Below are 21,924 nucleotides of genomic sequence, written 5' to 3' on the forward strand. Positions count from 1 at the left end.
CGCGAACTAATGCGGGCGTTCATGGATGGGGCAGCGATCATGCTGCCCCATCCATCGCTGCGATTAAATCCGCATCGGCATCACGACATATTTGAAGTCGGTGTTATCGGGAATCGAAATCAGCGCCGACGAGTTTGAGTCGCCCAGGGCGATGTTGATCTGGTCGCATTTCAGGTTGTTCAGCACGTCGAGCAGATACGTGACGTTGAAACCGATATCGACCGAATCTCCACCGTAGTCGATTTCCAGTTCTTCGACGGCTTCTTCCTGGTCGGCATTGGTCGAGCTGATCTTCATGCTGCCCGGGGTGATGATGCAGCGCACGCCCTTGAATTTGTCGCTCGTCATGATCGCGGCGCGCTGCAGGGAACGCAGCAGTTCGTCGCGGCCGATCGTGAAGTCGTTCTTGTAGCCCTTCGGAATCACGCGCGTGTAGTCAGGGAATTTGCCTTCCACCAGCTTCGAGACCAGCTCGATGTCGGCAAACGTCAACTTGACTTGCGAAGCGGCGATGTCGAGCTGGACGGTTTCGTCGCTTTCTTCCAGCAGGCGCTGCAGTTCGATGATGGTCTTGCGCGGGATGATGACTTCCTGGCGCGCGAAGGTCTGCTCGGTGGCGACCTGACAGAAGGCCAGGCGGTGGCCGTCGGTGGCAACCGCAATCACGTGGTTGCCGTCCAGCACCAGCAGCAGGCCGTTCAGGTAGTAGCGAATGTCTTGCTGCGCCATCGAGAAGTGCACCATCTGGAACAGGTGCTTGAGCGTCTTTTGCGGCAGCGTGACGGTGGCGTTGTAGGTATCGGCGACCGAGACGGTCGGGAACTCTTCGGCGGCCAGGGTCTGCAGCGCGAAGCGCGATTTACCGGTTTGCACGGTCAGGCGCTTGTTGACCAGGGTCATGGTGACGTCGCCGGATTCCGGCAGCGCGCGCAGGATGTCGAGCAGTTTGCGCGCAGCAACCGTGGTGCCAGCCACTTCAGGGCCGGAGCCGATGTTGGCGTGCGTGGTGATCTGCACTTCGGTGTCAGTCGACAGGAAGGACACGCCTTCGCCGTCCTTGCGGATGAGGATATTGGCCAGAATCGGCATAGTGTGCCGACGCTCGACAATACCACTCACGATCTGCAGTGGCCGGAGAAGGGTATCTCGGGTGGTTTTGACCAGTTGCATATGTATCCTCAGTAAGTTTTATTTAGTGAAAACGGTGTTGATTCGAGTGCTATTTTGCCAGAAATTGCTGGTGGCTAACTGCTTTTGCCACTGACGCTTACTTCGTCATACCGGCGCAAGCCGGTACCCATGCTGAGTGTGCTTTTGCTGCGATCTCAACGCTGCCACAAGTGCACACGTGTTATGGGTCCCGGCCTTCTCCGGGATGACGACTTTTCGGCCAACAGTGAAGGTCAGTTCTTAGCCCTTCAAGGTCTGCTCCAGCACGTGCAACTCATGATTGCACTCCGGGTTCTTCTGCCGATCCCCGGCAATTTTACGCACCGCATGCAGCACGGTCGTATGGTCGCGTCCGCCGAACAGTTCGCCGATCTCCGGCAAGCTCTTCTGCGTGAGTTCCTTGGCCAGGTACATGGCAATCTGGCGCGGCCGGGCGATGTTGGCCGGGCGGCGCTTGGAGTACATGTCCGCAACCTTGATGTTGAAGAAATCGGCCACCGTCTTCTGGATGTTTTCCACCGAAATCTGGCGGTTCTGCACCGACAATAAATCCTTCAGCGCTTCCTTCACCACGTCGATGGTGATGTCCTTGCCGTGGAAACGCGAGTACGCCAGGATCTTGCGCAGCGCGCCTTCCAGCTCGCGCACGTTCGAGCGCAAGTGTTTCGCAACAAAGAAGGCCACATCATCCGAGAAGGTCACGCCTTCCGACTGCGCCTTCTTGAGCAGAATGGCCACGCGCATTTCCAGCTCCGGCGGCTCGATGGCCACCGTCAGGCCGGAGTCGAAACGGGAAATCAGGCGGTCGTCCATGCCTGTGATTTCTTTCGGATACGTGTCGCTGGTGATGATGATCTGTTTCTTGGCGGCGATGAGCGCCTCGAACGCATAGAAAAACTCTTCCTGCGTGCGGCTTTTGCCGCCGAAGAATTGAATATCATCGATCAGCAGCATGTCCAGCGAGTGGTAGTAATGCTTGAAATCGTCGAAGCCTTTTCGCTGATACGCCGTCACCACGTCGCGCACGTACTGCTCGGCGTGGATGTAGCGGATGCGCGCGTTCGGCTGGTCCGCCATCACCTGGTTGCCAATCGCATGGATCAAGTGGGTTTTACCCAGGCCCACGCCGCCGTAAAAGAAGAGCGGGTTGTACGACACGCCCGGGTTGTTGGCCACCTGAATTGCGGCGGCGCGCGCCAGCTGGTTGGCCTTACCGGTCACGAAACTGTCGAACGTCAAATCGGTGTTGATGCGGCTTTGCTCGCGGCGCGGTGAGTTGGCGATATTCAGGTTTTCCTGACCACCACCGTTGCCCGACATCGGGTTGCCGTAGTGTGACATCGGCGCATCAGGCGCGGGACGCACTTCCTGCCCGCCGGTCGCCATCGGTGCCGATGAGCTTGCCGCTTTTTTAGGCGCGCTGTTTTTCGGGTCGAGCACGAACTGCACCTCCACCGGCGCTTCCCAATACTGGGCGGCGAGGGCGGTGATGCGCGAGGCGAACTGGGTCTTTACCCAGTCGAGCTTGAAGCGGTTCGGTGCGGCGATGCGCAGCTTGCCGTCCTCGTAATCGAGGGCGATCAGCGGCTTGATCCACGCGCTGAATTGCTGCGGGGTCAGCTCGAGTTCCAGTTGCGCGGAACAGGTCTGCCAAAAATTTTCCATGAATGCTATCAGTGAGGCGTAACACGCTATTCTACCCGCCGCGAGCAAAGTTATCCACAGGTGCATCGGATTTATCGGCCGGACAAAGCTGTGATGGCGCAAGCGACCCGAACAACACTGGCCTTGACAGGACGGGAGGAAATCGGTTCTAATCCAAGGTTCCCCGCCCATGTTTCCGCGCAGAGCAGTGCTTTTGCATGGATTGTGACTGTGCGTGAGTGGGCGAAAACCGTATTTGCTGAGTGAAGATATGTCACCGGCGCCGAATTCTGACGGCCTGTCAGACCCGATTTTGCAGTTAATTTTGCTTTAAGCGAGACCACCATGAAACGTACTTACCAACCTTCCGTCGTCCGTCGCAAGCGCACGCACGGCTTCCGCGCTCGTATGGCTACCCGTGGTGGCCGCGCAGTGCTCAACGCACGTCGCGCTAAAGGCCGCAAGCGTCTGGCCGTATAAGGCTGGCAGCTTCTGCTAAAGCTCAGTCGGCCATGACAGGCGACGGTTCACACGACTTCGCGCGCGTTCGGCGTATCGTTAAAACGGATGAATTTTCATCCGTTTTTCGTTTGCGCCCAGCACAAAAAACCGCGCATTTCGTGCTCCATGCGGTGCCCAACGAACTGACGCATGCGCGTCTGGGCGTTGTCGCGGCCAAACGGTTTGCACCGCGCGCGGCCACGCGCAACACCATCAAGCGCGTCACGCGCGAGCTGTTTCGCGTTACGCCGCTGCCGCCGATCGACTATATCGTGCGCCTGGCGAAAGCGGTCAACACCAAGGACGGCCCCGCCACCACGGCGGCCCTGAAAGCCGCCTTGCGTGTCGAATTGACGCGCCTGTTTGCGGCGCAGTCGGCGCTGGCCATGAAAAAACCGGCGCCCGACGCCCCATGAAAACAATCCTGGTCTTCCTGCTGCGCGCGTACCAATTGGTGCTCTCGCCCATGCTTGGCCAGAATTGCCGTTTCTACCCGTCCTGTTCGCATTACGCGATCGAGGCCTTGCGCAGCCATGGCGCCGCGCGCGGGAGTTATTTGAGCCTGCGCCGCGTCTGCCGCTGCCATCCGTGGAACGAAGGCGGGCTCGATCCTGTGCCGCCACCCCATTCCCATTCAGCCGCTCGCGGTTGTCACCACTCCTGATGAAATACCTCAATGGATATTAATAAACGTACCATCCTGTGGATCGTGTTCGCCGTCTCGCTGGTCATCCTGTGGAATGACTGGATGGTCTCGAACGGCAAGCAATCCATGTTTTCGATGACGCCGCCGCCGAAAGTGGCGACCGTGCCGGCAGCTACCGCCTTGGCGCCACCGGTGCCGGGCGCCTTGCCTGGCGTGGGCAATGTCGTTGCAGATCCATCGTTGCCGGCTGCCCTGAAAAGCGAAATCATCACCGTCACCACCGACGTCTTCAAGGTCGACATCGACACCGCCGGCGGCGTGATTCGTCGCCTGGAACTGCTGAAGTTCAAGGAGCCGACGCATCCGGGCTGGCTGGGCGGCTGCTTCGGTCTGTCGAAAGAGTGCCAGACCAATCGCGGTAGCGAGAAGAATGAAGTGCTGTTCGAGCAGGGTGGCGGCAAGACCTACCTGGCCCAGACCGGCCTGTTGGGTGCGGCCGGCCTGCCGAACCACAACACGATCTTCGTCGCCAAACCAGGCGCACGCGCGCTGGATAATGGCAACCAGGTGCAACTGGTGCTGGAAGGCACGCAAGGCGGCGTCAAGCTGACCAAGACCTTCACCTTCAAACGCGGCGACTACGTCATCGACATGCGTCACGACGTGACCAACACGGGTGCTGCGCCTGTCACCCCATCGCTGTACCTGCAACTGCTGCATGACGGTAACAAGCCAGTGGGCGACTCGTTCTTCAACAGCAGCTACACCGGCCCGACCCTGTACACGTCGACGGACCACTACAACAAGCTGAAGTTCGAGGACATCGAAAAAGGCAAGGCATCGCACGCCACCAAGGCATCCGATGGCTGGATCGCCATTTCGCAGCACTTCTTTGTTTCGGCGTTCATTCCGGCCAGCACGCCGCGTGAAATCCGCACCGAAAAAGTTGCGACGAACCTGTATTCGATCAGCACCGTGCAGCCGATGGGCACCGTGGCGCCGAGCGCGACCGTGTCGACCGATGCACGCCTGTATTCGGGTCCGCAGGACGAGAAGCGCCTGGAAGCCGTGGCGCCGGGCCTTGACCTGGTCAAGGATTACATCTGGCTGACCATCATTGCGAAACCGATCTTCTGGGTCATGACGCAATTGCACAATGTGCTGGGCAACTGGGGCTGGACCATCGTTGCCTTCACCATCCTGATCAAGCTGCTGTTCTTCCCGCTGTCGGCTGCCGGTTATCGCAGCATGGCCAAGATGAAAGTCGTGGCGCCGAAAATGACCGCGATTCGCGAGAAATTCAAAAACGATCCGGCCAAGATGAACCAGGCCACGATGGAGCTGTACAAGAAAGAAAAGATCAACCCGCTGGGCGGCTGCCTGCCGATCCTGGTGCAGATGCCGGTGTTTTTGGCCCTGTACTGGGTGCTGCAGTCGTCGGTCGAGTTCCGCGGCGCGCCGTGGATCCTGTGGATTCAGGACCTGTCGCAGCATGACCCTTGGTGCATCCTGCCGATCCTGTACGCCATCTCGATGTTCGTCCAGCAAAAGCTGAACCCGGCCCCGGCCGATCCGATGCAGGCCAAGATGATGCTGTTCATGCCGTTGATCTTCTCGGTGATGTTCTTCTTCTTCCCGTCCGGCCTGGTGCTGTACTGGGTGGTCAACAACCTGCTGTCAATTGCGCAGCAGTGGGTGATCAACAAGAAGCTGATGCCGGATCCGCTGAAATAAGTTTTGCGCCATTCAAAAAGCCCGTGCAAGTCGCGGGCTTTTTTACGACTAAGCAGTTCAAGTTCAATTCAAGTTAAAACCGTTCCATTGTTAACATGTCACCCCCGCGGAGGCGGGGTCCTATGCCAACGGTGAGCAGACATTGCGCGTGCATTTGACGTGCGATGGGTACCCGCCTGCGCGGGTATGACGGTTTAGCCAGTGGTGGTGTGAACAACGCGGGCAGCGTCGCACCGTCACACTACCCACGTTTCATCTACAATTCCGCCATGACACTAGATAACCCCCCCATCGCCGCCATCGCCACCGCCCCGGGCCGCGGCGGCATCGGCGTCGTCCGCGCCTCCGGCAAGCAACTGACCCAGTTGATCGACACCCTGTTTCCCGGCGTCAGCCTGACCCCGCGCCACGCGACCTATCTGCCATTCAAGGCCGCCAACGGCGACATCCTCGACGAAGGCCTGGCCCTGTACTTCCGCGGCCCGCACTCGTACACCGGTGAAGACGTGCTCGAGCTGCAAGGCCACGGCGGCCCGGTCGTCCTGCAAATGTTGCTCACGCGCGTGCTGGAAGCGGGCAAGGAAGCCGGCTTGCGCCTGGCCGAGCCCGGCGAATTTACCCGCCGCGCCTTCATGAACGACAAGCTCGACCTGGCCCAGGCCGAAGCCGTTGCCGACCTGATCGACGCCTCCACCGAAGCCGCGGCGAAATCCGCCTCGCAATCACTGTCCGGCGCGTTTTCAAAGGTCGTGCACACACTGGTCGAGCAAACCATTCACCTGCGCATGCTGGTCGAAGCCACCCTCGATTTTCCGGAAGAAGAAATTGATTTCCTGGAAAAGTCGGATGCGCGCGGCCAGCTGGCCGTGATCATCCAGTCGCTCGAGCACGTGTTCCGTCAGGCCGCCCAGGGCGCCCTGCTGCGAGAGGGCTTGAATGTCGTGCTGGTGGGCCAGCCGAACGTCGGCAAATCGTCGCTGCTCAATGCGCTGGCCGGGGCCGAGGTGGCCATCGTCACGCCGATCGCCGGCACCACGCGCGACAAGGTCAGCGAGACGATCCAGATCGAAGGCATTCCGCTGAACATCATCGACACGGCCGGCATCCGCCCGATCGACGCCGAGGTCGATCTGGTCGAGCGCATCGGCATCGAGCGCACCTGGGGAGAAGTGGCAAAGGCGGACGTGATCCTGCACCTGCTCGACGCCGACCTGGGTCCGCGCGCCGCCGATGAAGCCATCGTCGCCGCGTTCCCAAGCGGCGTGCCGGTGTTGCGGGTCTGGAACAAGATCGACCTGTCCGGCCACCGCCCGGCCATCGACCGCAGCGAGGACGCCACGCATTTGTATTTGTCCGCCAACGAACACCAGGGCATCGACCTGCTGCGCGCCGAATTGCTGCGCATCGCCGGCTGGCAACAAACTGGCGAATCGCTGTATCTGGCGCGTGAACGGCACCTGATCGCGTTGCGCAATGCCCGTCAGCACCTCGACTTCGCCGCCGCGCACGCGGCGCAGACGGACCAGTCGCTGGATCTGTTTGCGGAAGAATTGCGGCTGGCGCAGACGCAACTGTCGAGCATCACGGGACAGTTCACGCCGGACGATTTGCTGGGCGTGATTTTCAGCCGGTTTTGTATCGGGAAGTGATGCGTATCACGGTGCTGGTCAGGTCATGATCAGGAAAACGATGCCGACGATGGTAAAAGCCAGCGCGCTGGGTAATAACAACGCGCTCCAGCGCCATCCGTTGCCGCCACCCCGCGGCGCCTGTTGGCGCATCGCCTGGCCCAGCCGAAACACGCGCCGCTGTGCATTTTTTCCGCAACCGTCACAAACGTTATCGCTACCCGCTGATTGGGTGCCGCATCCGGTGCAAATCATGGTGTCTCCGATGGACGTCGATGTGGAAGGGCTCAAAACGCCATCAGGACGGCCATCACGATGAGCGCCAGTGCTGCCCCGCGTTGCCAGCGCTGGCGCCGCCTTCGTTCTACCGGCACCTCGGCATAACGGGTGCCCCACAGCGCCTGCCATTGCGCCCCCCCCACCGGGCGTCGTCTTTCAAATAAACCATTTCTGGCCCGACAATCGCAACGGCTGCAAAAGCGGCCGATGACAGCGGGCTGGGTGCCGCATCCGGTACACAGCATGGTGTTCCTCCCCAACGTGAAAAGATCGTTGCATCGAGGAATCTATTGAAATATGAATGTACGGTGACGATGATGCGTTTAAGCAAGACGTGACGTCGTGCTGCGCCCGCGTGGCAGTGCGTCTGCAAATGGATGTGCTAGGCTTTCTGTTCTCCCAACCATATGGAACCTGCATGACCCTGACCTCCCTGCCACGCCGCCGCCTCGTTGCGCTGGCCAGTACCATCGTTGTGGGTAGCTTGCTGGCCGGCTGCGGCACCTTGTCCGGCCCGCGCCAGGTCGAGATTCCGCTGGCCAAGTTGCAAGCCGGCCTGGACCGCCGCTTTCCGATGGATAACCGCCTGTTCGACTTGCTCGACCTGCGCCTCTCCCATCCGCGCCTGAGCTTGCTGCCAGAAACGGACCGGGTCGCCATTGGCCTCGAGGCGTACATTGCGCCGCCGTTCATGCAGCAATCGTTCACGGGCACACTGGCCCTGTCGGGACGCCTGTACGTTGATGCCACACGCGGCGCCGTCTTCATGAGCGAGCCACAGGTCGACAGTTTCACGCTGTCCGGTATCGATGGTGCGCGCCAGCAGCAGCTTGCAGGGGCGGCCAACAAGCTGATGAGCAAGCTGGTGCGCGACATCCCCGTGTACAACTTCCGCATGGAAGATTTGCGTTACGCTGGTATCCAGTTCGTTCCCACCCGCCTGGTGACGACACGCACCGGCCTGCAGGTCACACTGGAGCCCCAGCGTTAACAGCCGTTCCGTATTATTTCTAATAGGAAATATTAGACTTGTTGCATACTCGCTTCACAGCCTCGAATGAAACGTAGCGGTGATTGCACACGCTCGACAATCAGGGCACACTCGATGTGTCGAAATGGACGGGAAGATCCTTCGAGCGGTGCCGGGCTTGCGCAATCTCATGCCTGCGGTATTTCACTGAAGTAATCTTGCTGGACGATTTTTGACTTGCTGCCGGGTAAGGGGGCGATGTGGAAACGATACAAGACAGTGCGCGCAACGATGCCGGTGACGCAGACCCGGCGCTGGCAGTCAGCGTGGCGCCGGCGCGGGCAAGGCATAACCTGCCGCCCAAGGGCTCATGCTGGTATTGCGAAAAACCGCTGGATAATGTGCGTCGTTTTTGCGGCAAGGAATGCGCCGACGGCTTCGACGACGAGGCCGCGTTCAGCGGCCAGAATATGCCGGCCTGAGGTCCGGCGTTGGCCGCGCGGCCGGTTGACCGAGCAACTTCAGGGCGCGTTCAAAGTCGAAGGCGTCCATCGCCAGCGTCAATTCCTGCATTACTTGTTTACCCAGCACATCGGTCAGTTGCTGGCGCGATTCCTCAAATAATTCCACCGCAGCCCCATCGCCCACATCGAGTAACTGGCGCAAACGTTCGAGCATATCGGTGCGGCGCGGCGCAGCTGGCTGGGCCACGCTGCCGGGCGGAACGGGAGCGGCGGTGTTTTTCAACAATTTATCGAGCTCGCGCAAGACCCGATTGAGCTCCGTTTCGAGCCGGTCCATGGCAGTGCGATGGTCGATGTGCGCGCGCAGCACGTTTTCCAGTGCAAGCGCCTGGAGATGCAGTGGCCGCGCTTCGATCAAACCGGACGCGCCTTTCAAGGTGTGGGTCAGGCGTTGCGCCAATGGGCGGTCGCCCTCGCTCAGTGCTGTGCGGATGGCGCAAGCCGCGCGGCCGTAATCGAGGCGAAAGCGCGACAGGATGCGGGCAAACATGCCACGGTCGCCCATGACGCGCTCGATGCCGCCGGCCAGGTCGAGGGGGACGCCGAACATCTCATCGGCAGGGTCCAGCAGGTTGGGTAGTTTCACAAATCCCATCATCTTATTTAGTGGTAAACGACCAGGTTTTGGTGATAGCCGTGCCGTCCAAAGCGCCGACGAAGCTGACGTCGTACACGGTGGCGGCTTTCAATGGCGCCAGCGGCACGATGGCGGCGACTGATTCACTCGTGTACTTCGGATCAGCACTTGCGCTGAGTAGCTTGACGCTCAGGTTACTGCCGCCACGTTGCTGGATCGTGAATGACTGCACGGTCACGTTGGCATTGATGTTGGCATGCACGCTGACCGGATAGCCGACTTCATTGATGCCTGCGACCGGATCCGGTTCTTCATAATCGCTGAAGAAATTGGGCGCCACGCTGGTCTGGCCGTTGTATGGCCAAGTGACGAGTCCGGTGATGCCGCTGCCAAAACCATTGCGCGCGCCAAAATCGGTGGTGAAATAGGTGTAGCCGGCCGACGTCGTGGCCGCGCCGCCGCCAAATTCCTTGAACATGGGCTCGAAGACCACGAAGCGGTGGTAAATCGCGGTAATCAGCTCTTCTGCCATGAATGCGCCCGATTTGCTGCTCGTGGCAGAAATGACTTCACCGTAAGCGCGGCTGGCGTTGCTGGGAAAGGTGTAGCCGGCATGGGCCAGACGCGCGGACAGCTCCGCGCCCGTGAAGCCCGATTTTCCGGCCACTTCGTCGTGCGTCACCTGGTTGTTCAAGCGCTGGTAATTCGAATGGTTCAGGCCGGCCTGGTCGATGAGGCTGTTGCGGGCCAGCTGCGCCACGCCAATTTGCGAGCGGCGAAAGTTGAACCAGTTCACGCCATCGGTGGCGATATCGCCGGAGAGTGCCGGTGCGCCAGGTTCCACCGGAACGGTGGTGCCGGCGCTGCCGCCAGCGTTCCCTGTGTCCGTCGTCGAGACTGTCTGAGTGGCCGTATTGCCGCTGCCGCCACCGCCGCAGGCAACCAGCATCAACGCGACTGCACAGCCTGCCGCCCAGGGGCGCAAACGTAGCAATTTGTTCATACAACCTCCAGAATATCTATCGCGAAAGGAAATCATTCTAGGCGAAAACGCGTAAAAGTGACGGTCGGCAGGATTGCGTCATCATATCTATTGCGCCTGTAGAATGCTTGTCTACCTCAATAGCACGAGCATCCAGTGAACACTACCCGTAAACAGCGCCTCGCGCGCGCCAAGTTTGCCCTGCCCAGTTTCGTTACCCTGCTCTCGATCGCCTGTGGATTCGCCAGTATCGTCATCTCCGTCGACAACGCACAAGTCGGCAGCCCGGGCGATTATCGGCTTGCCGCCATTCTGCTGGTGCTCGCCGGTGTGTTCGACGCACTCGACGGTTTTGTCGCGCGCGCCACCAATACGGCGTCCGAATTCGGCATGCAACTCGACTCGATCGCCGACGTCATGAATTTTGGCTGTGCACCGGGGCTGTTGCTTTATTGTTACGGATTCGCCCAGATGGCAGAGACGCATCCGACCTTGGTGCGCATGGGCGGCTTGGCGTGTTTCGTGTTCGTTGCGTGTGGGGCGCTGCGGCTGGCGCGTTTCAATGTCAGCGTCGGGCGCACCGATCCCCGTTATTTTGTCGGTATGCCCATCACTGCCGGCGCCGCCTGCGTGGCTGCGGTGGTGGTGGCCTGGCCCGATCCCTTGCGCACCGTGGGGCAGGGGTTCATGCTGATGGCGCTGATGATTGGCGTGGGCGCGTTGATGGTGTCGACCATCCGCTTTCCCAGCTCGAAACAGCCGAAAGGTAAAGTTATGCTGGTGGGATTGGTGCTGGCGGCCGGTTTGTTGGCATTCCTGCAGACGCGCTTTTTTGCGCTGTTCTTCGTGTTTTATATCAGTGCGACGCTGTTGTTGAATATCGCGTGGCGCGGCGGTTGGCGCGGCGTGCCGACGCCACTCGTGTACCAGGACTAAGCGTACTTCTCCAGCAGCGCGGCCAGCTGCGCCGCACTGGCCCGCGCCTGCTCCAGGTCGGTCGCATTCCCGCTTTGGGTGACGATCGCCCCCGACAGCAACTGCACGAACGCGCGGTCGAGCGCCTTGCGTGCCGCCGCCATCTGCTGTGCCGTGGCTTCGATATCGCCAGGCACGTCCGCCATTGCAATCAACTTCTGCACGCCGCGCAACTGGCCCTCCACCCGCGCAAGACGATTCAACAAATCTTTCTTTTGCAGCGCGGTCAGTGCGCTGCCTTCGACAATGGTCAACGGTCGCAGCATGGCGGCCTCACGCGACTTCGTGGCCGCGCGCGGCGCGCAGGATGGCGAACCAGTCCGCCCGGCTGAGCGTGAACGTGGTGCCGGCCACCGCGACGGCAATCGCTTCGATGCGCCCGCTACCGGTCAACGGCAGCGGTTTGCTCGGCAACTGCATGATCCAGGCAAACACCACGCTGGCGAACGGTTGCCCGATCCGGTCGGCAATGCCCTTGATGACGTGGCGCAGCGCTTCAGTACGTGCATCGGTCGCCGTGAACAGGCGGCCGCCCGCGAGCGGCGACCAGATCATCGGAGACACGCCCAGGTCCTGCAAGCCATCGAAGGTTTCATCGAACAGCGGGGCTGTCTCCAACGGCGAAAACTCCACTTGGTTAGTCACCAGTGCCGTGCGTCGGTTCAGCGATTCGAATTGATGGCGGCTAAAGTTCGATACCCCGAAGTGCAGTACCTTGCCGGCCCCGCGCAGGCGCATGAACGCTTCGGCGATGTCGTCGAAATCCATCAGGGGATCGGGACGGTGGATCAGCAGGAGATCGAGGTGGTCTGTGCTGAGCTGGCGCAGCGATTCTTCGGCCGACGCGACGATGTGGGCGGCGCTGGTGTCGTAATGTTGAATGCCATGCTGGGGCCGCGCCGGCGACACCAGCTTGATGCCGCATTTGCTCACCAGCTGGATGCGTTCGCGCAGCGACGGCTGGGCGCGCAATGCTTCACCGAACAGTCCTTCGGCGCTGTAGTTGCCGTAGATGTCGGCGTGGTCGAAACTGGTGACGCCCAGCGCCAGGCATTGTTCGATGAAGGCCACACGTTGCTCCACCGACATGCCCCAATCGCCGATGCGCCACATGCCGGCCACAATGCGTGACAGCGTGGGGCCGCCGGCGCGGGTGGTGACGAGGGGACAGCTTAAATCGGCGGGGAGGGTAGTGGTCATGCGCAAGCTTTCAAAAAGAAAAGGCGGCTCGCAAGCCGCCTGGAGAGTTACAACAAATTACTTCACCATCAAACGCATCGAGTCCCAGCTACGGCCAAAGAACGATGCCGCCGGCACTTCTTCCAGTGCCACCACCGGCAACACCAGCAGCGGCTTGCCGTCGACCATCATTTTGAGCGTACCGACCTGGCCGTTCAGCGCCAGTGGCGCGACCAGCGGATCCTTGCGTTCAAGCACAGGTTTCAATTTGGCGGCGACGCCTTTCGGCACGGTCACCAGCACGTCTTGCGCGAAGCCGATCTTGACGGAAGGCTTGCTGCCTTTCCAGACTTCAGGCGTGGCGATAGGCTGGCCTTTGGCGTACAGCTTGACCGTATCGAAGTTCTGGAAGCCCCAATTGAGCAGCTTCTGGCTTTCCTGGGTGCGCACCGCGTCCGAGCTGGTGCCCAGCACGACCGAAATCAGGCGGCGCTCGCCCATGGTGCCATTCGGACGGTGAGCAGAGGCAATCATGCAATAGCCGGCCGCTTCCGTGTGGCCAGTCTTCATGCCGTCGACGGTCGGGTCCAGCCACAGCAGGCGGTTGCGGTTCTGCTGGGTGATCTTGTTGTAGGTAAATTGCTTGACCGAGTCGATCTTGTAAAACTCGGGGAAGTCCTTGATGACGTGCGCGGCCAGAACCGACAAGTCATGTGCGGTCGAATAATTGTCCGGGCTCGGCAAACCGTGCGGATTCGCAAACTTGGTGTTTTTCAGGCCCATGCGCTGCGCTTCGCGGTTCATCAGCGTCACGAAGGTGCCTTCGTCGCCGGCGACGGCTTCGGCCAGTGCAACGGCAGCATCGTTACCCGATTGCACCATCAGGCCGTACAGCAAATCGTTGACTTTAACGGGCGTGGCCGGATCAATGAACATTTTCGAACTGCTGTTGTCGACCTTCCAGGCGCGCACCGAGACGTTGACCATCTGATCCACGGACAATTTTTTGTCCTGGATAGCACGGAAGGTCACGTAGGCCGTCATGATCTTGGTCAGCGATGCCGGTTCGATGCGGGCGGCCGGGTCTTGTGCAGCAATGATCTGGCCACTGGTGGCGTCAAGCAGGAGCCACGATTTGGCGGCAATCGATGGTGCCGGGACGGTTTGTGCACCGGCAGCGGACATCACGAGGATACTGGCGGCCACAGCCGCTAAGAGTTTTTTCATGGGAGGGGTGTCGTCAATCAAAGTGGTGGTGCGAGGCAATACACCGCGGCATTGCCTGTGAGAAGAGGGCTAATTATAGCCGCACGCCCGGCTTAGTTACGACGCCAAAGCTGCGTAACGAAATTTTTGATGTGGCCAAGTTTGCGGTGGAAAAAGTGGTCGGCGCCGGGAACCACGATCACGGGAATATCGAGCGGGCGGGCCCAGTCGAACACTTGCGTGAGTGTAATGGTGTCATCGACTTCACCATGGATCAGGATGGTGTCGGCGGGCACCGGCGGCATCGGCCATTTGCCGGCGGCGGTGCCGACCAGCACCAGGCGCTCGGCAGGACGGCCTTCGCTTTCCAGGCGCTGCTGCAGGCGTGCCTGCACAAAAGTGCCGAACGAAAAACCGGCCAGTGCGACCGGTAAATGGGGAAATTCGCTGACCATGTAGTCGTACATGATGAGCATGTCGTCGGTTTCGCCGATCCCCTCGTCGTACACGCCTTCGGACGCGCCAACGCCGCGAAAATTGAAGCGCGCGACCACGTAGCCGAGCCCGACGAAGGTGCGCGCCAGTGCGTGGGCGACCTTGTTTTCCATGGTGCCGCCGTACAGCGGATGCGGGTGGGCGACCAGCGCGATACCGATCGGCACGGCATCGTCGTCCGGTGCGTCCAGCAGGCATTCCATTTTGCCGGCATTGCCGTCGAGGGTAAATTGGCGCGAGTGTTTGTTCAGGACATTCATACGTATGCTGGGCTGATTTAGATTTTGAGGCGGTCGACGATTTTGCCGCCAACGATGTGGGTGTCGATGATGTCGTCGATGTCCTGGTTGTCGACATAGGTGTACCAGGTGCCCTGTGGATAGACGACCAGGACCGGGCCTTCTTCGCAGCGGTCCAGGCAGCCGGCCTGGTTGATGCGCACCTTGCCCGGGCCCGACAGGCCCAGTTCCTTGATGCGTTTCTTGGCGTGCTTCTGCGCGCCTTCCGCGTTGTGCTGGCCGCAGCTGGCGCGGCTGTTGTCTTCGCGCTGGTTCATGCAAAAAAACACGTGCTGCTGGAAGAATGGTTTGGCGTCGCTCATGATGTTCTCGCTGAAGTCGGTAGATGGCCTCCATGATACCCGCAGCAACGCACCATGTTCAGTGACGATTGAGCTTGTGCGATGGCAGGACCAGGAACCAGAGGGCAAAGAAGGGCCACAGCAGCGACAGGAATTGCGCCGCGCCATTGAAGTTCAGGAATTTTCCCTGCACCCATCCTTGCAACGTGGAAATGAAATACGGATTGACCGGAATCGTGTTGACCACCAACAGGCTCAGCACAAGTGTCACGACCGCCAGCCGTCGCTGCGCCACCTGCGGCGCGAACGCCAGGCCCGACAGCATGATGACGCCGATCAGGAAGCCGCCATTGGCGCCTGGCGTCATCCAGACGAAACCGTTATCGGGGCCGAACAAGAGTGATGTGGAAATGGTTTTGACGGTCAGCGCGGCGGCCAACAGCAAACCCATCAGTAAAAAGCGTGGCGCACCCCGACGTACCAGGCACAGCATCGTGAGGACGGCGCCAGTCATGCCGCAGGCGGTGATGATGGTCTCCGAGAGCCAGTATTGTTCGACGCTCATGCCGGCGCCGGGTCGCAGCAGGCTGACCAGGTCGATCGGCGTATCGAGCCAGAGCGACAGCCAGTCCGACAGGATCGGCAGCACCTGGCCGTGGCCAAACAAATAGCCCTGCGGATACAGCTGGGCCACGGGCCACAGTGCGATCAGCACCAAACCCTGGCTGGCGTGCGAAGTGAACCAGCGCCGCCGCAGCGCGTACAGGCGGCTGTGGACCATCAGCGCGCGGGTGATGCGCACGCCGATCAGGGCGCCGATCAGGCCGCCGATGGAATTGGTCAACAGGTCCAGGTTTGATGGCACCCGGCTGGGGAGGTAAGTCTGCACCGCTTCCATGCTGCCCGCTACCAGGATGCCGCCCACGATGCCGAGCAGCAGCGCCCACATGCCGCGCACGCGCGGATACAAGGCCAGCACGATCAAGGCGCCGAGCGGCATATAGCCGACCACATTCACGCCGGCATCAAAACCGGTCCAATAGCGTTGCTTGACGAGATTCAGATAACTGAACGGGGACAGGCCGTTATCGTGCCAACCGGAAAACGGAAACCAGCTGGCATACACAATCAGCAGGAAGTAGGCGAGCAGGGCCGCACGCGCGACCGGCGAGCCGCGTGGCGCAATCGCCGCGGCCGGTCCCAGTGCGCCGGGATCGATTTTGCCGGGCGCCGGCTTCGGTCCGGCCGGGACCGGTGTGTCGTCCTGCGTCATGCTTAGCGCGGCGGCAGCGCCGCCAGCCACGCCACGATATCGGCCGCGACCGCATCGGTGCTGGCAGCCAGGGCCGTGGCGCCGCCGCCGGCGTCGGCCGTGGCGGCCGGCGTCGTGCGGCGGAAACTTTTCTGGTCGACCAGCACGTGGCCCTCGAACAGCGACGCGCGCACGGCCACTTCGCCTTCGCTTTGCGCCGCATTGGTGAAGGTGTGGATGAAATCGTCGACATCCACGCGCAGGATGGAAACGCCGGTGGAAGCGTCAGCGGTCGACAGCACTTTGGCGCCGGCCTGGGCCAGGCGCGTCTTGAAGCGCTGGGTCACCATTTGCAGCGGCGTGGTGCTCCAGCGGCTGTTGGCATACGACCGCGCCTGCAGCGGATCGGCATAGTTCAGGCGATAAAAGATGCGTTCGCTGTCATACGATGCCGAGCCGGTCACATCGGTGACCACCAGCGAATTGCGCAAGCCGGCTGGCGCCGCGCTGGCCGCCGCCGGCACGCGCGCAGGGCCGAAATCGTAGGTCGTGTTGGGCGTGCCCTTGCTCGAGGCACAGCCGGCCAGTTGCGCGGCGGTGGCGAGGGCGGCGACCATCATCAGGCGCTGCAGGTGTTTGTGTACGGTCATCGGATCGGTCCTCATTTGTTCGGGGCGACAAAGCCGGGTTCACCCGGCCCTGGCGTTGCGTTCGGTGCGCCGAACAGGATGCTTTGCGGCCGGTCAGTCAGCGAATTGGCCGTGCGCTTGACGGCGCGCAGCGACAACTTCGCTTCATCGGTCATGGCGGTCAGGTGCGGCAGCGTTTGCAGTTCCAGGTTGCTGGTCACGCCATCGACTGACGCGCTGACGCGGGTGAGCGTGCTGTTCAGGCGGTTAATGGCGCCGTCCGGCGCCTGCAGGCTGGCCGCCAGGTCTTCGTAACGCTTGGCGGCCGAGGCGACGTTGGTAGTCGCGCTGCCGAACGAGTCCAGGTCGCGGTCGAACTTGGCGGTGATGGCCGGTATGCGGGAAATGGTCGGCTCCAGCCGCGCGGGAATGGCGGCGAACGCTTCGGCGGCGTTGCCGATATTGTCGATAGCCTTGGTGATCTTGGCGGCGTTTTCGGGGTTCAGCATTTTATCGAGGCTGTCCGTTATATGCTCGGTGCGATTGAGGATGGCGAGACCGCGCTTTTCGATCTGATCGAGCAAGCCAGGACGCAGCGGAATGCGGGCCACCTGTTTTTCACTGCTGGGCAATAACGGCGAACCGGTGCTGTCATCGTCCAGTTGAATGAACGCGATACCGGTGACGCCTTGATAGCCAAGCGACGCAAACGTCGTGGTGGTAATCGGCGAGCCGGTATCGACCGACAGTTTGATGAGAATCTGGCCGGTGGCGCGCGGGTCGAACACGATCTCGTCGATGCGGCCCACTTCGAGGCCGCGATAACGCACTGCCGCCTGAGGATTCAGGCCGGGAATCGACTGGGTGGTCGCAATCTGGAATGGAATGCGTTCGGTGCGGTCGCGATTGAACCAGAGGCCTGCCAGAACGGCCGCCGCCAGCAATACCAGCGTAAAAATTCCTGTCATCAGGGCGTGTGATCTGTTTTCCATTAATTCTCCGTATCCGTCCCGGCGTCGCGGTCGTCGAGTACTTCGAGTGCCCGTTGCCCGCGTTCGCCCAGGAAAAATTGTTTGATGAAGGGATGGTCCACCGCCAGCACCGCGCGGGTGGGGCCGATCGCGATCACGTGCTTGTCTGCCAGCACGGCGATGCGCGAGGACAACGCAAACAGTGTGTCCAGATCGTGCGTCACCATCACCACCGTCAGTTTCAGTTCGCGGTGCAGGGTCTGGATCAGATCGACGAACGCGTCCGACAAATCGGGATCCAGGCCGGCGGTTGGTTCATCGAGGAACAGCAATTGCGGCTCCAGCGCCAGGGCACGGGCCAGCGCCGCGCGCTTGACCATGCCGCCGGATAAATCGGCCGGCATTTTGATCGCGTGTTCCATGCCCAGTCCGACCATGTCCATTTTCAGCATGACCGCGTCATAAATCACGTCTTCCGGCAGCGCGCGCAATTCGCGCAGCGGCAGCGCGATATTGTCGAACACGGACAAGGCCGAATACAGCGCGCCTTCCTGGAACAGCATGCCCCAGTGGTTGCGCATTTTCTGCAGCTGCTCGGCCTGGGCGCTGCTGATGTCGACGCCGAACACCCGCACTGTACCCTTGCTGGGCGTTTCGAGGCCCAGCATCTGGCGCAGCAGCACCGTTTTTCCGGTACCGGAGCCGCCCACGATCGACAGGATCTCGCCCGCATAAATATCGAGGTTCAAATCCTGGTGCACCACCGTGCGGCCGAATTTGGTCCACAGTCCCTCGATTTGCACGACCACCTCGCCAACATCGCCTTCCGGCGTGCGGTTCAAGCTTTGGCTGCGGCGTTTCGGCTTCGGTTTTTCGCCGTCCATTAAAACCCCACGCCGTTAAAAATGATGGCAAACACGGCGTCGGCCAGGATCACGACGGTGATCGCGGTGACAACCGAGGTGGTCGTGCCTTTGCCCAGGCTTTCCGTATTCGGCTTGATGCGCAGGCCGAAATGGCACGACACCAGCGCAATCAGCACGCCAAAGGTAATGCCTTTTAATATGCCAATCACATAGTTAGCCAGCGGTACCGCATCCGGCAACTTTTGCAGGAAATAACGCCCCGATAAACCCAGTTCGACTTTGGCTGAAACCATACCGCCAATTAAGGCCATGGCGTCGGTCCACACGACCAGCAGCGGCATGGAGATTGCGAGCGCAATGACTTTCGGCAGGATCAGCCGGAAGCCGTGCGAGATTCCCATGACCAGCATCGCGTCGAGTTCCTGGGTGACGCGCATGACGCCCAGCTGCGCCGTGATTGACGAGCCGGAACGGCCCGCCACCAGAATCGCCGCCAGCAAGGGCCCCAGTTCGCGGATCACGCTCATGCCAAGGATGTTCACCAGGTACATGTCGCCGCCAAACATGCGCAGCTGCTGCGCCGACAGGTAAGACAGCACCACGCCAATCAGGAAACCGACCAGGGCGGTGACGCCCAGCGCCTGGAACCCGGCGTGATAAATATTCGCGGAAATTTCGCGCCACGGGCCCAAGGCCGGGCGCTTGATGAAGCGCCAGAAATCCTGGATCACCTGGCCAATCAACTTAATAAAGCCCTGCATGTGCTCGAAAAACACCAGCAGCGCAAAACCGAGCCGCATGACCAGGTTGACGCGTTTCGGCCTTGTGCGTGGCGGTTCTTTCTTGCCGGCTTCCTCGATGCGCTTGAACAGATCTTCCTGTTTCGGCGCCAAGGTCAGCTGGGCAGGACGCTTTTTGCCCCATGCATTCCAGAACAATTGCGCGCCGATGTGGTCCAGGCTGCTCACTTGCGACAAGTCCCAGGCGACGTCGGGCTGCTGCTTGAGCGCCTGCAAGTTGGCGTTCAAGCCTTTTAATATGCCCTTTTCAGAGAGGGCGTGGACTTGCCAGATGCCGCCGGCGACAGCCGACGGCGCCTGGCCGGCTTCGGATGGTTGGGTGGTTAATGTTGGCGCATTTTCAATCGGCATTGCGCCAGTGTAAAAGAGAAACGATTCCTCTGCCACACGTCATCGTTGTAAACCAAATAACTTATGGTTACGCGGCCAGATGGCGCGCCTGACGCATCGGTGCGACCACGGCCGGTTTGGCGGCCGGCGCATCGACGCGGCCGGCATAATCGCTGGCGACCAGGGCCACCGCTTCGTCTTTCGGCATGCCGCATACCTGTAGCCATTCGCGTACGAGGCCGGCGAGGCGGTCGAGGGCGATGCGGTGGGTCGCATCGGTGCGCGCATAAATCCAGTCGGCGAACGACATGAAATTTTCGAACGGCGCCTTGCCCATGATGTACAGCACGGTATTGGCGAAGCGGCCCGAATTGGCCACCAGGTCCCAGTAGCGCGCGAAGCGCACCAGGCGCTGCATGGTTGGGAAATCGATATCGCGCGTACTCAGAACCGTGTAGGGCGGATACGGGTCGAATACCATCTTGAATGCTTCGGTATGGCGGATGATCGGCGTGCCGCGCAGGCGTTTCAAGATGCCGAACTGGATTTCGTGCGGGCCGAGTGCGACCAGCTGGTCGAACCCGCGCGCAAAGCTGGCCACGTCTTCACCTGGCAAACCGGCGATCAAATCGACGTGCAAGTGGGCGTGGGAATGCTCCATCAGCCAGCGGATATTTTCGGCGGCCTTGGCATTGTCCTGGCGCCGGCTGACCAGCGCTTGCACTTCTGGATTGAAACTCTGGATGCCGATTTCGAATTGCAGCGCGCCGGGCGGGAACTGGGCGATGCCGGCTTTCAGCGCATCGGGCAGGTGATCGGGCACCAGTTCAAAGTGGGCGTACACCGGATCGTCCGGGTTCGCCGCGATTTTATCGAGGAAGAACTGCATGATCTTCAGGCTGGTCTTCACATTCAGGTTGAATGTGCGGTCGACGAACTTGAACAGCCGCGCGCCGCGCGCATGCATGGTTTCCATCTGCGCCAGGAAATTGTCGAGCGGGAAGGGCCAGGCAGTCTTGTCGAGCGCCGACAGGCAGAATTCGCATTTGAACGGGCAGCCGCGCGAGGCCTCTACATATAAGGTGCGGTGCGCGATATCGCCATCACTATATAAAGAGTAAGGCAGGGCGATTTCCGCCATGGGTGGCTGCACGCCCGCATGGACTTTCATCAGCGGCTTGGGGCCATTCAGGATGTCCGCGCACAGCTTGGGCAAGGTGACATCGCCCCAGCCGGTGACGACGTAATCAGCCAGCCGGACGATCTCTTGTCCATTGGTCTCGTGCGACACTTCCGGACCACCCAAAACGATGGCCACGTGCGGCGCCACCTGCTTGAGCATGGCCACGACGCGGGTCGTCTCCTCAACGTTCCATATATACACGCCGAATCCGACGATTCTTGGCGCGGCAGCCAGCAAGCGCTCCACCATCTCGGTCGTCTTCGCACCGATGACGAATTCCTGGATCGACGTCTGTTCTGTCAGCTCGCCCATATTGGCAAGCAAATAGCGCAGTCCCAGCGAAGCATGGGCGTAGCGGGCATTAAGCGTTGATAGAACGATAGTCATATAGATGGAGCGCCAGCCAAAAGATGCATTTTACCTCCGCCAGAACCCTCGAGACCGTCATCCCGGCCTCGAGACCGTCATCCCGGCGAACGACGGGATCCATTCTGAGCTTCCTGCAGAGTTATTTCCCGTAGCCCCTTGAAGAATTTGAAGCCGTTTGTTATAGTTCGCCTCCCAGCAAATTGCTGCAACAAATCAACAGGTTGCGACGAGATGTACGGGGACTGTTTCTGAAACAGGGCAGAAAAAGAAGTTGACGAACAGCGCAAAACGCTTCATACTCTTTCTTCTTCGCGGCTGACAAACAAAACGCTTTGTCAACAAGCTGCAAGATGCAACACCGAATAAAGTTCTTTAAAAATTAACAGTCGATAAGTGTGGGCGTTTGATGAAGGTGCCAAGAACTTCGGTTCTTG

The 21,924-nt window shown here is 60.5% G+C and carries 25 protein-coding genes; 8 read left to right on the plus strand and 17 right to left on the minus strand.

Features of this window, described 5'->3' with window-relative positions:
- Positions 1 to 63 precede the first annotated feature (63 nt).
- Both dnaN and dnaA read right to left on the minus strand, forming a co-directional pair.
- Positions 64 to 1,170, minus strand: a complete 1,107-nt coding sequence (gene dnaN, locus V6M87_RS23090; RefSeq protein WP_332879018.1) for a DNA polymerase III subunit beta — start codon at positions 1,168 to 1,170, stop codon at positions 64 to 66.
- Positions 1,171 to 1,410: 240 nt separating this feature from the next.
- Positions 1,411 to 2,835 carry a chromosomal replication initiator protein DnaA gene (dnaA, locus tag V6M87_RS23095; protein WP_332879019.1) on the minus strand — a complete coding sequence of 475 codons (1,425 nt, stop codon included), beginning with the start codon at positions 2,833 to 2,835 and terminating at the stop codon, positions 1,411 to 1,413.
- Positions 2,836 to 3,159: 324 nt separating this feature from the next.
- Here dnaA and rpmH point away from each other — a divergent pair, with 324 nt between their 5' ends.
- From rpmH to mnmE, 5 genes are all read left to right on the plus strand, one after another.
- Complete coding sequence (rpmH, locus tag V6M87_RS23100) at positions 3,160 to 3,294, plus strand: 50S ribosomal protein L34 (protein WP_057289000.1); 135 nt, start codon at positions 3,160 to 3,162, stop codon at positions 3,292 to 3,294.
- A 32-nt stretch (positions 3,295 to 3,326) separates the two neighbouring features.
- Positions 3,327 to 3,731, plus strand: coding sequence for a ribonuclease P protein component (gene rnpA / locus V6M87_RS23105; protein WP_332879020.1), 405 nt, complete (start codon positions 3,327 to 3,329; stop codon positions 3,729 to 3,731).
- Entirely contained in the window at positions 3,728 to 3,979 is a 252-nt protein-coding gene (gene yidD / locus V6M87_RS23110; protein WP_332879021.1) for a membrane protein insertion efficiency factor YidD, read from the plus strand. The genes rnpA and yidD overlap by 4 nt, the downstream gene beginning before the upstream one ends.
- Before the next feature lie 12 nt (positions 3,980 to 3,991).
- On the plus strand, positions 3,992 to 5,695 hold the full coding sequence (gene yidC, locus V6M87_RS23115) for a membrane protein insertase YidC (RefSeq protein ID WP_332879022.1): 1,704 nt from the start codon (positions 3,992 to 3,994) through the stop codon (positions 5,693 to 5,695).
- A 269-nt stretch (positions 5,696 to 5,964) separates the two neighbouring features.
- On the plus strand, positions 5,965 to 7,344 hold the full coding sequence (gene mnmE, locus V6M87_RS23120) for a tRNA uridine-5-carboxymethylaminomethyl(34) synthesis GTPase MnmE (RefSeq protein ID WP_332879023.1): 1,380 nt from the start codon (positions 5,965 to 5,967) through the stop codon (positions 7,342 to 7,344).
- 18 nt (positions 7,345 to 7,362) lie between these two features.
- Here mnmE and V6M87_RS23125 read toward each other — a convergent pair whose 3' ends face one another.
- Entirely contained in the window at positions 7,363 to 7,578 is a 216-nt protein-coding gene (locus V6M87_RS23125; protein WP_332879024.1) for a hypothetical protein, read from the minus strand.
- Between the two features lie 32 nt (positions 7,579 to 7,610).
- Positions 7,611 to 7,847, minus strand: a complete 237-nt coding sequence (locus tag V6M87_RS23130) for a hypothetical protein (protein ID WP_332879025.1) — start codon at positions 7,845 to 7,847, stop codon at positions 7,611 to 7,613.
- Positions 7,848 to 8,020: 173 nt separating this feature from the next.
- Between V6M87_RS23130 and V6M87_RS23135 the strand changes: the two genes are divergently transcribed.
- Positions 8,021 to 8,593 (plus strand): DUF1439 domain-containing protein, encoded by a 573-nt coding sequence (locus tag V6M87_RS23135; protein ID WP_332879026.1) that lies wholly within the window; start codon positions 8,021 to 8,023, stop codon positions 8,591 to 8,593.
- 239 nt (positions 8,594 to 8,832) lie between these two features.
- Positions 8,833 to 9,054, plus strand: a complete 222-nt coding sequence (locus tag V6M87_RS23140; RefSeq protein ID WP_332879027.1) for a hypothetical protein — start codon at positions 8,833 to 8,835, stop codon at positions 9,052 to 9,054.
- On the opposite strand, the gene V6M87_RS23145 is transcribed toward V6M87_RS23140, so the two are convergent.
- Positions 9,029 to 9,682 (minus strand): Hpt domain-containing protein, encoded by a 654-nt coding sequence (locus tag V6M87_RS23145; protein ID WP_332879028.1) that lies wholly within the window; start codon positions 9,680 to 9,682, stop codon positions 9,029 to 9,031. The genes V6M87_RS23140 and V6M87_RS23145 overlap by 26 nt on opposite strands.
- Before the next feature lie 13 nt (positions 9,683 to 9,695).
- Complete coding sequence (locus V6M87_RS23150) at positions 9,696 to 10,676, minus strand: CAP domain-containing protein (RefSeq protein ID WP_332879029.1); 981 nt, start codon at positions 10,674 to 10,676, stop codon at positions 9,696 to 9,698.
- A gap of 135 nt (positions 10,677 to 10,811) precedes the next feature.
- On the opposite strand from V6M87_RS23150, the gene pssA reads away from it, so the two are divergent.
- Positions 10,812 to 11,591, plus strand: coding sequence for a CDP-diacylglycerol--serine O-phosphatidyltransferase (pssA, locus tag V6M87_RS23155; RefSeq protein WP_332879030.1), 780 nt, complete (start codon positions 10,812 to 10,814; stop codon positions 11,589 to 11,591).
- Here the strand turns inward: pssA and V6M87_RS23160 are convergent.
- The 11 genes from V6M87_RS23160 to V6M87_RS23210 all read right to left on the minus strand — a co-directional run bounded on the left by V6M87_RS23160 (position 11,588) and on the right by V6M87_RS23210 (position 21,508).
- Positions 11,588 to 11,896 (minus strand): metal-sensing transcriptional repressor, encoded by a 309-nt coding sequence (locus tag V6M87_RS23160; RefSeq protein WP_332879031.1) that lies wholly within the window; start codon positions 11,894 to 11,896, stop codon positions 11,588 to 11,590. The genes pssA and V6M87_RS23160 overlap by 4 nt on opposite strands.
- Before the next feature lie 7 nt (positions 11,897 to 11,903).
- On the minus strand, positions 11,904 to 12,830 hold the full coding sequence (locus V6M87_RS23165) for an aldo/keto reductase (RefSeq protein ID WP_332879032.1): 927 nt from the start codon (positions 12,828 to 12,830) through the stop codon (positions 11,904 to 11,906).
- Positions 12,831 to 12,887: 57 nt separating this feature from the next.
- Positions 12,888 to 14,036 carry a D-alanyl-D-alanine carboxypeptidase family protein gene (locus V6M87_RS23170; RefSeq protein WP_332879033.1) on the minus strand — a complete coding sequence of 383 codons (1,149 nt, stop codon included), beginning with the start codon at positions 14,034 to 14,036 and terminating at the stop codon, positions 12,888 to 12,890.
- 92 nt (positions 14,037 to 14,128) lie between these two features.
- Positions 14,129 to 14,770 (minus strand): alpha/beta hydrolase, encoded by a 642-nt coding sequence (locus tag V6M87_RS23175; protein WP_442920633.1) that lies wholly within the window; start codon positions 14,768 to 14,770, stop codon positions 14,129 to 14,131.
- Positions 14,771 to 14,787: 17 nt separating this feature from the next.
- Positions 14,788 to 15,111: a (2Fe-2S) ferredoxin domain-containing protein gene (locus tag V6M87_RS23180; RefSeq protein ID WP_332879034.1), complete on the minus strand. Its 324-nt coding sequence runs from the start codon at positions 15,109 to 15,111 to the stop codon at positions 14,788 to 14,790.
- A 58-nt stretch (positions 15,112 to 15,169) separates the two neighbouring features.
- Entirely contained in the window at positions 15,170 to 16,363 is a 1,194-nt protein-coding gene (locus V6M87_RS23185; RefSeq protein WP_332879035.1) for a VanZ family protein, read from the minus strand.
- A gap of 2 nt (positions 16,364 to 16,365) precedes the next feature.
- Complete coding sequence (locus tag V6M87_RS23190) at positions 16,366 to 16,992, minus strand: ABC-type transport auxiliary lipoprotein family protein (RefSeq protein WP_332879036.1); 627 nt, start codon at positions 16,990 to 16,992, stop codon at positions 16,366 to 16,368.
- Between the two features lie 11 nt (positions 16,993 to 17,003).
- Complete coding sequence (locus V6M87_RS23195) at positions 17,004 to 17,963, minus strand: MlaD family protein (RefSeq protein WP_332879037.1); 960 nt, start codon at positions 17,961 to 17,963, stop codon at positions 17,004 to 17,006.
- Positions 17,963 to 18,826 (minus strand): ABC transporter ATP-binding protein, encoded by an 864-nt coding sequence (locus tag V6M87_RS23200; RefSeq protein WP_332879038.1) that lies wholly within the window; start codon positions 18,824 to 18,826, stop codon positions 17,963 to 17,965. Before V6M87_RS23200 ends, V6M87_RS23195 begins: the two co-directional genes overlap by 1 nt.
- On the minus strand, positions 18,826 to 19,959 hold the full coding sequence (locus V6M87_RS23205; RefSeq protein WP_332879039.1) for an MlaE family ABC transporter permease: 1,134 nt from the start codon (positions 19,957 to 19,959) through the stop codon (positions 18,826 to 18,828). The genes V6M87_RS23200 and V6M87_RS23205 overlap by 1 nt, the downstream gene beginning before the upstream one ends.
- Positions 19,960 to 20,026: 67 nt before the next feature.
- Positions 20,027 to 21,508, minus strand: a complete 1,482-nt coding sequence (locus V6M87_RS23210; protein ID WP_332879040.1) for a B12-binding domain-containing radical SAM protein — start codon at positions 21,506 to 21,508, stop codon at positions 20,027 to 20,029.
- Positions 21,509 to 21,924: the final 416 nt, after the last annotated feature.

The sequence above is a fragment of the Massilia sp. S19_KUP03_FR1 genome (genome assembly GCF_036688685.1).
Taxonomy (GTDB): Bacteria; Pseudomonadota; Gammaproteobacteria; order Burkholderiales; family Burkholderiaceae_D; genus JALYUM01.

What these genes read in the sequence shown, in the direction of transcription:
- dnaN (WP_332879018.1), bottom strand. Translation starts at nt 1,170, where the DNA reads ATGCAACTGGTCAAAACCACCCGAGATACCCTTCTCCGGCCACTGCAG.
- V6M87_RS23165 (WP_332879032.1), bottom strand. Translation starts at nt 12,830, where the DNA reads ATGACCACTACCCTCCCCGCCGATTTAAGCTGTCCCCTCGTCACCACC.
- V6M87_RS23130 (WP_332879025.1), bottom strand. Translation starts at nt 7,847, where the DNA reads ATGCTGTGTACCGGATGCGGCACCCAGCCCGCTGTCATCGGCCGCTTT.
- V6M87_RS23210 (WP_332879040.1), bottom strand. Translation starts at nt 21,508, where the DNA reads ATGACTATCGTTCTATCAACGCTTAATGCCCGCTACGCCCATGCTTCG.
- rpmH (WP_057289000.1), top strand. Translation starts at nt 3,160, where the DNA reads ATGAAACGTACTTACCAACCTTCCGTCGTCCGTCGCAAGCGCACGCAC.
- yidD (WP_332879021.1), top strand. Translation starts at nt 3,728, where the DNA reads ATGAAAACAATCCTGGTCTTCCTGCTGCGCGCGTACCAATTGGTGCTC.
- V6M87_RS23175 (WP_442920633.1), bottom strand. Translation starts at nt 14,770, where the DNA reads ATGAATGTCCTGAACAAACACTCGCGCCAATTTACCCTCGACGGCAAT.
- V6M87_RS23185 (WP_332879035.1), bottom strand. Translation starts at nt 16,363, where the DNA reads ATGACGCAGGACGACACACCGGTCCCGGCCGGACCGAAGCCGGCGCCC.
- rnpA (WP_332879020.1), top strand. Translation starts at nt 3,327, where the DNA reads ATGACAGGCGACGGTTCACACGACTTCGCGCGCGTTCGGCGTATCGTT.
- yidC (WP_332879022.1), top strand. Translation starts at nt 3,992, where the DNA reads ATGGATATTAATAAACGTACCATCCTGTGGATCGTGTTCGCCGTCTCG.
- dnaA (WP_332879019.1), bottom strand. Translation starts at nt 2,835, where the DNA reads ATGGAAAATTTTTGGCAGACCTGTTCCGCGCAACTGGAACTCGAGCTG.
- V6M87_RS23205 (WP_332879039.1), bottom strand. Translation starts at nt 19,959, where the DNA reads ATGCCGATTGAAAATGCGCCAACATTAACCACCCAACCATCCGAAGCC.
- V6M87_RS23170 (WP_332879033.1), bottom strand. Translation starts at nt 14,036, where the DNA reads ATGAAAAAACTCTTAGCGGCTGTGGCCGCCAGTATCCTCGTGATGTCC.
- V6M87_RS23195 (WP_332879037.1), bottom strand. Translation starts at nt 17,963, where the DNA reads ATGGAAAACAGATCACACGCCCTGATGACAGGAATTTTTACGCTGGTA.
- V6M87_RS23200 (WP_332879038.1), bottom strand. Translation starts at nt 18,826, where the DNA reads ATGGACGGCGAAAAACCGAAGCCGAAACGCCGCAGCCAAAGCTTGAAC.
- V6M87_RS23150 (WP_332879029.1), bottom strand. Translation starts at nt 10,676, where the DNA reads ATGAACAAATTGCTACGTTTGCGCCCCTGGGCGGCAGGCTGTGCAGTC.
- V6M87_RS23135 (WP_332879026.1), top strand. Translation starts at nt 8,021, where the DNA reads ATGACCCTGACCTCCCTGCCACGCCGCCGCCTCGTTGCGCTGGCCAGT.
- V6M87_RS23180 (WP_332879034.1), bottom strand. Translation starts at nt 15,111, where the DNA reads ATGAGCGACGCCAAACCATTCTTCCAGCAGCACGTGTTTTTTTGCATG.
- mnmE (WP_332879023.1), top strand. Translation starts at nt 5,965, where the DNA reads ATGACACTAGATAACCCCCCCATCGCCGCCATCGCCACCGCCCCGGGC.
- V6M87_RS23190 (WP_332879036.1), bottom strand. Translation starts at nt 16,992, where the DNA reads ATGACCGTACACAAACACCTGCAGCGCCTGATGATGGTCGCCGCCCTC.
- V6M87_RS23125 (WP_332879024.1), bottom strand. Translation starts at nt 7,578, where the DNA reads ATGATTTGCACCGGATGCGGCACCCAATCAGCGGGTAGCGATAACGTT.
- V6M87_RS23160 (WP_332879031.1), bottom strand. Translation starts at nt 11,896, where the DNA reads ATGCTGCGACCGTTGACCATTGTCGAAGGCAGCGCACTGACCGCGCTG.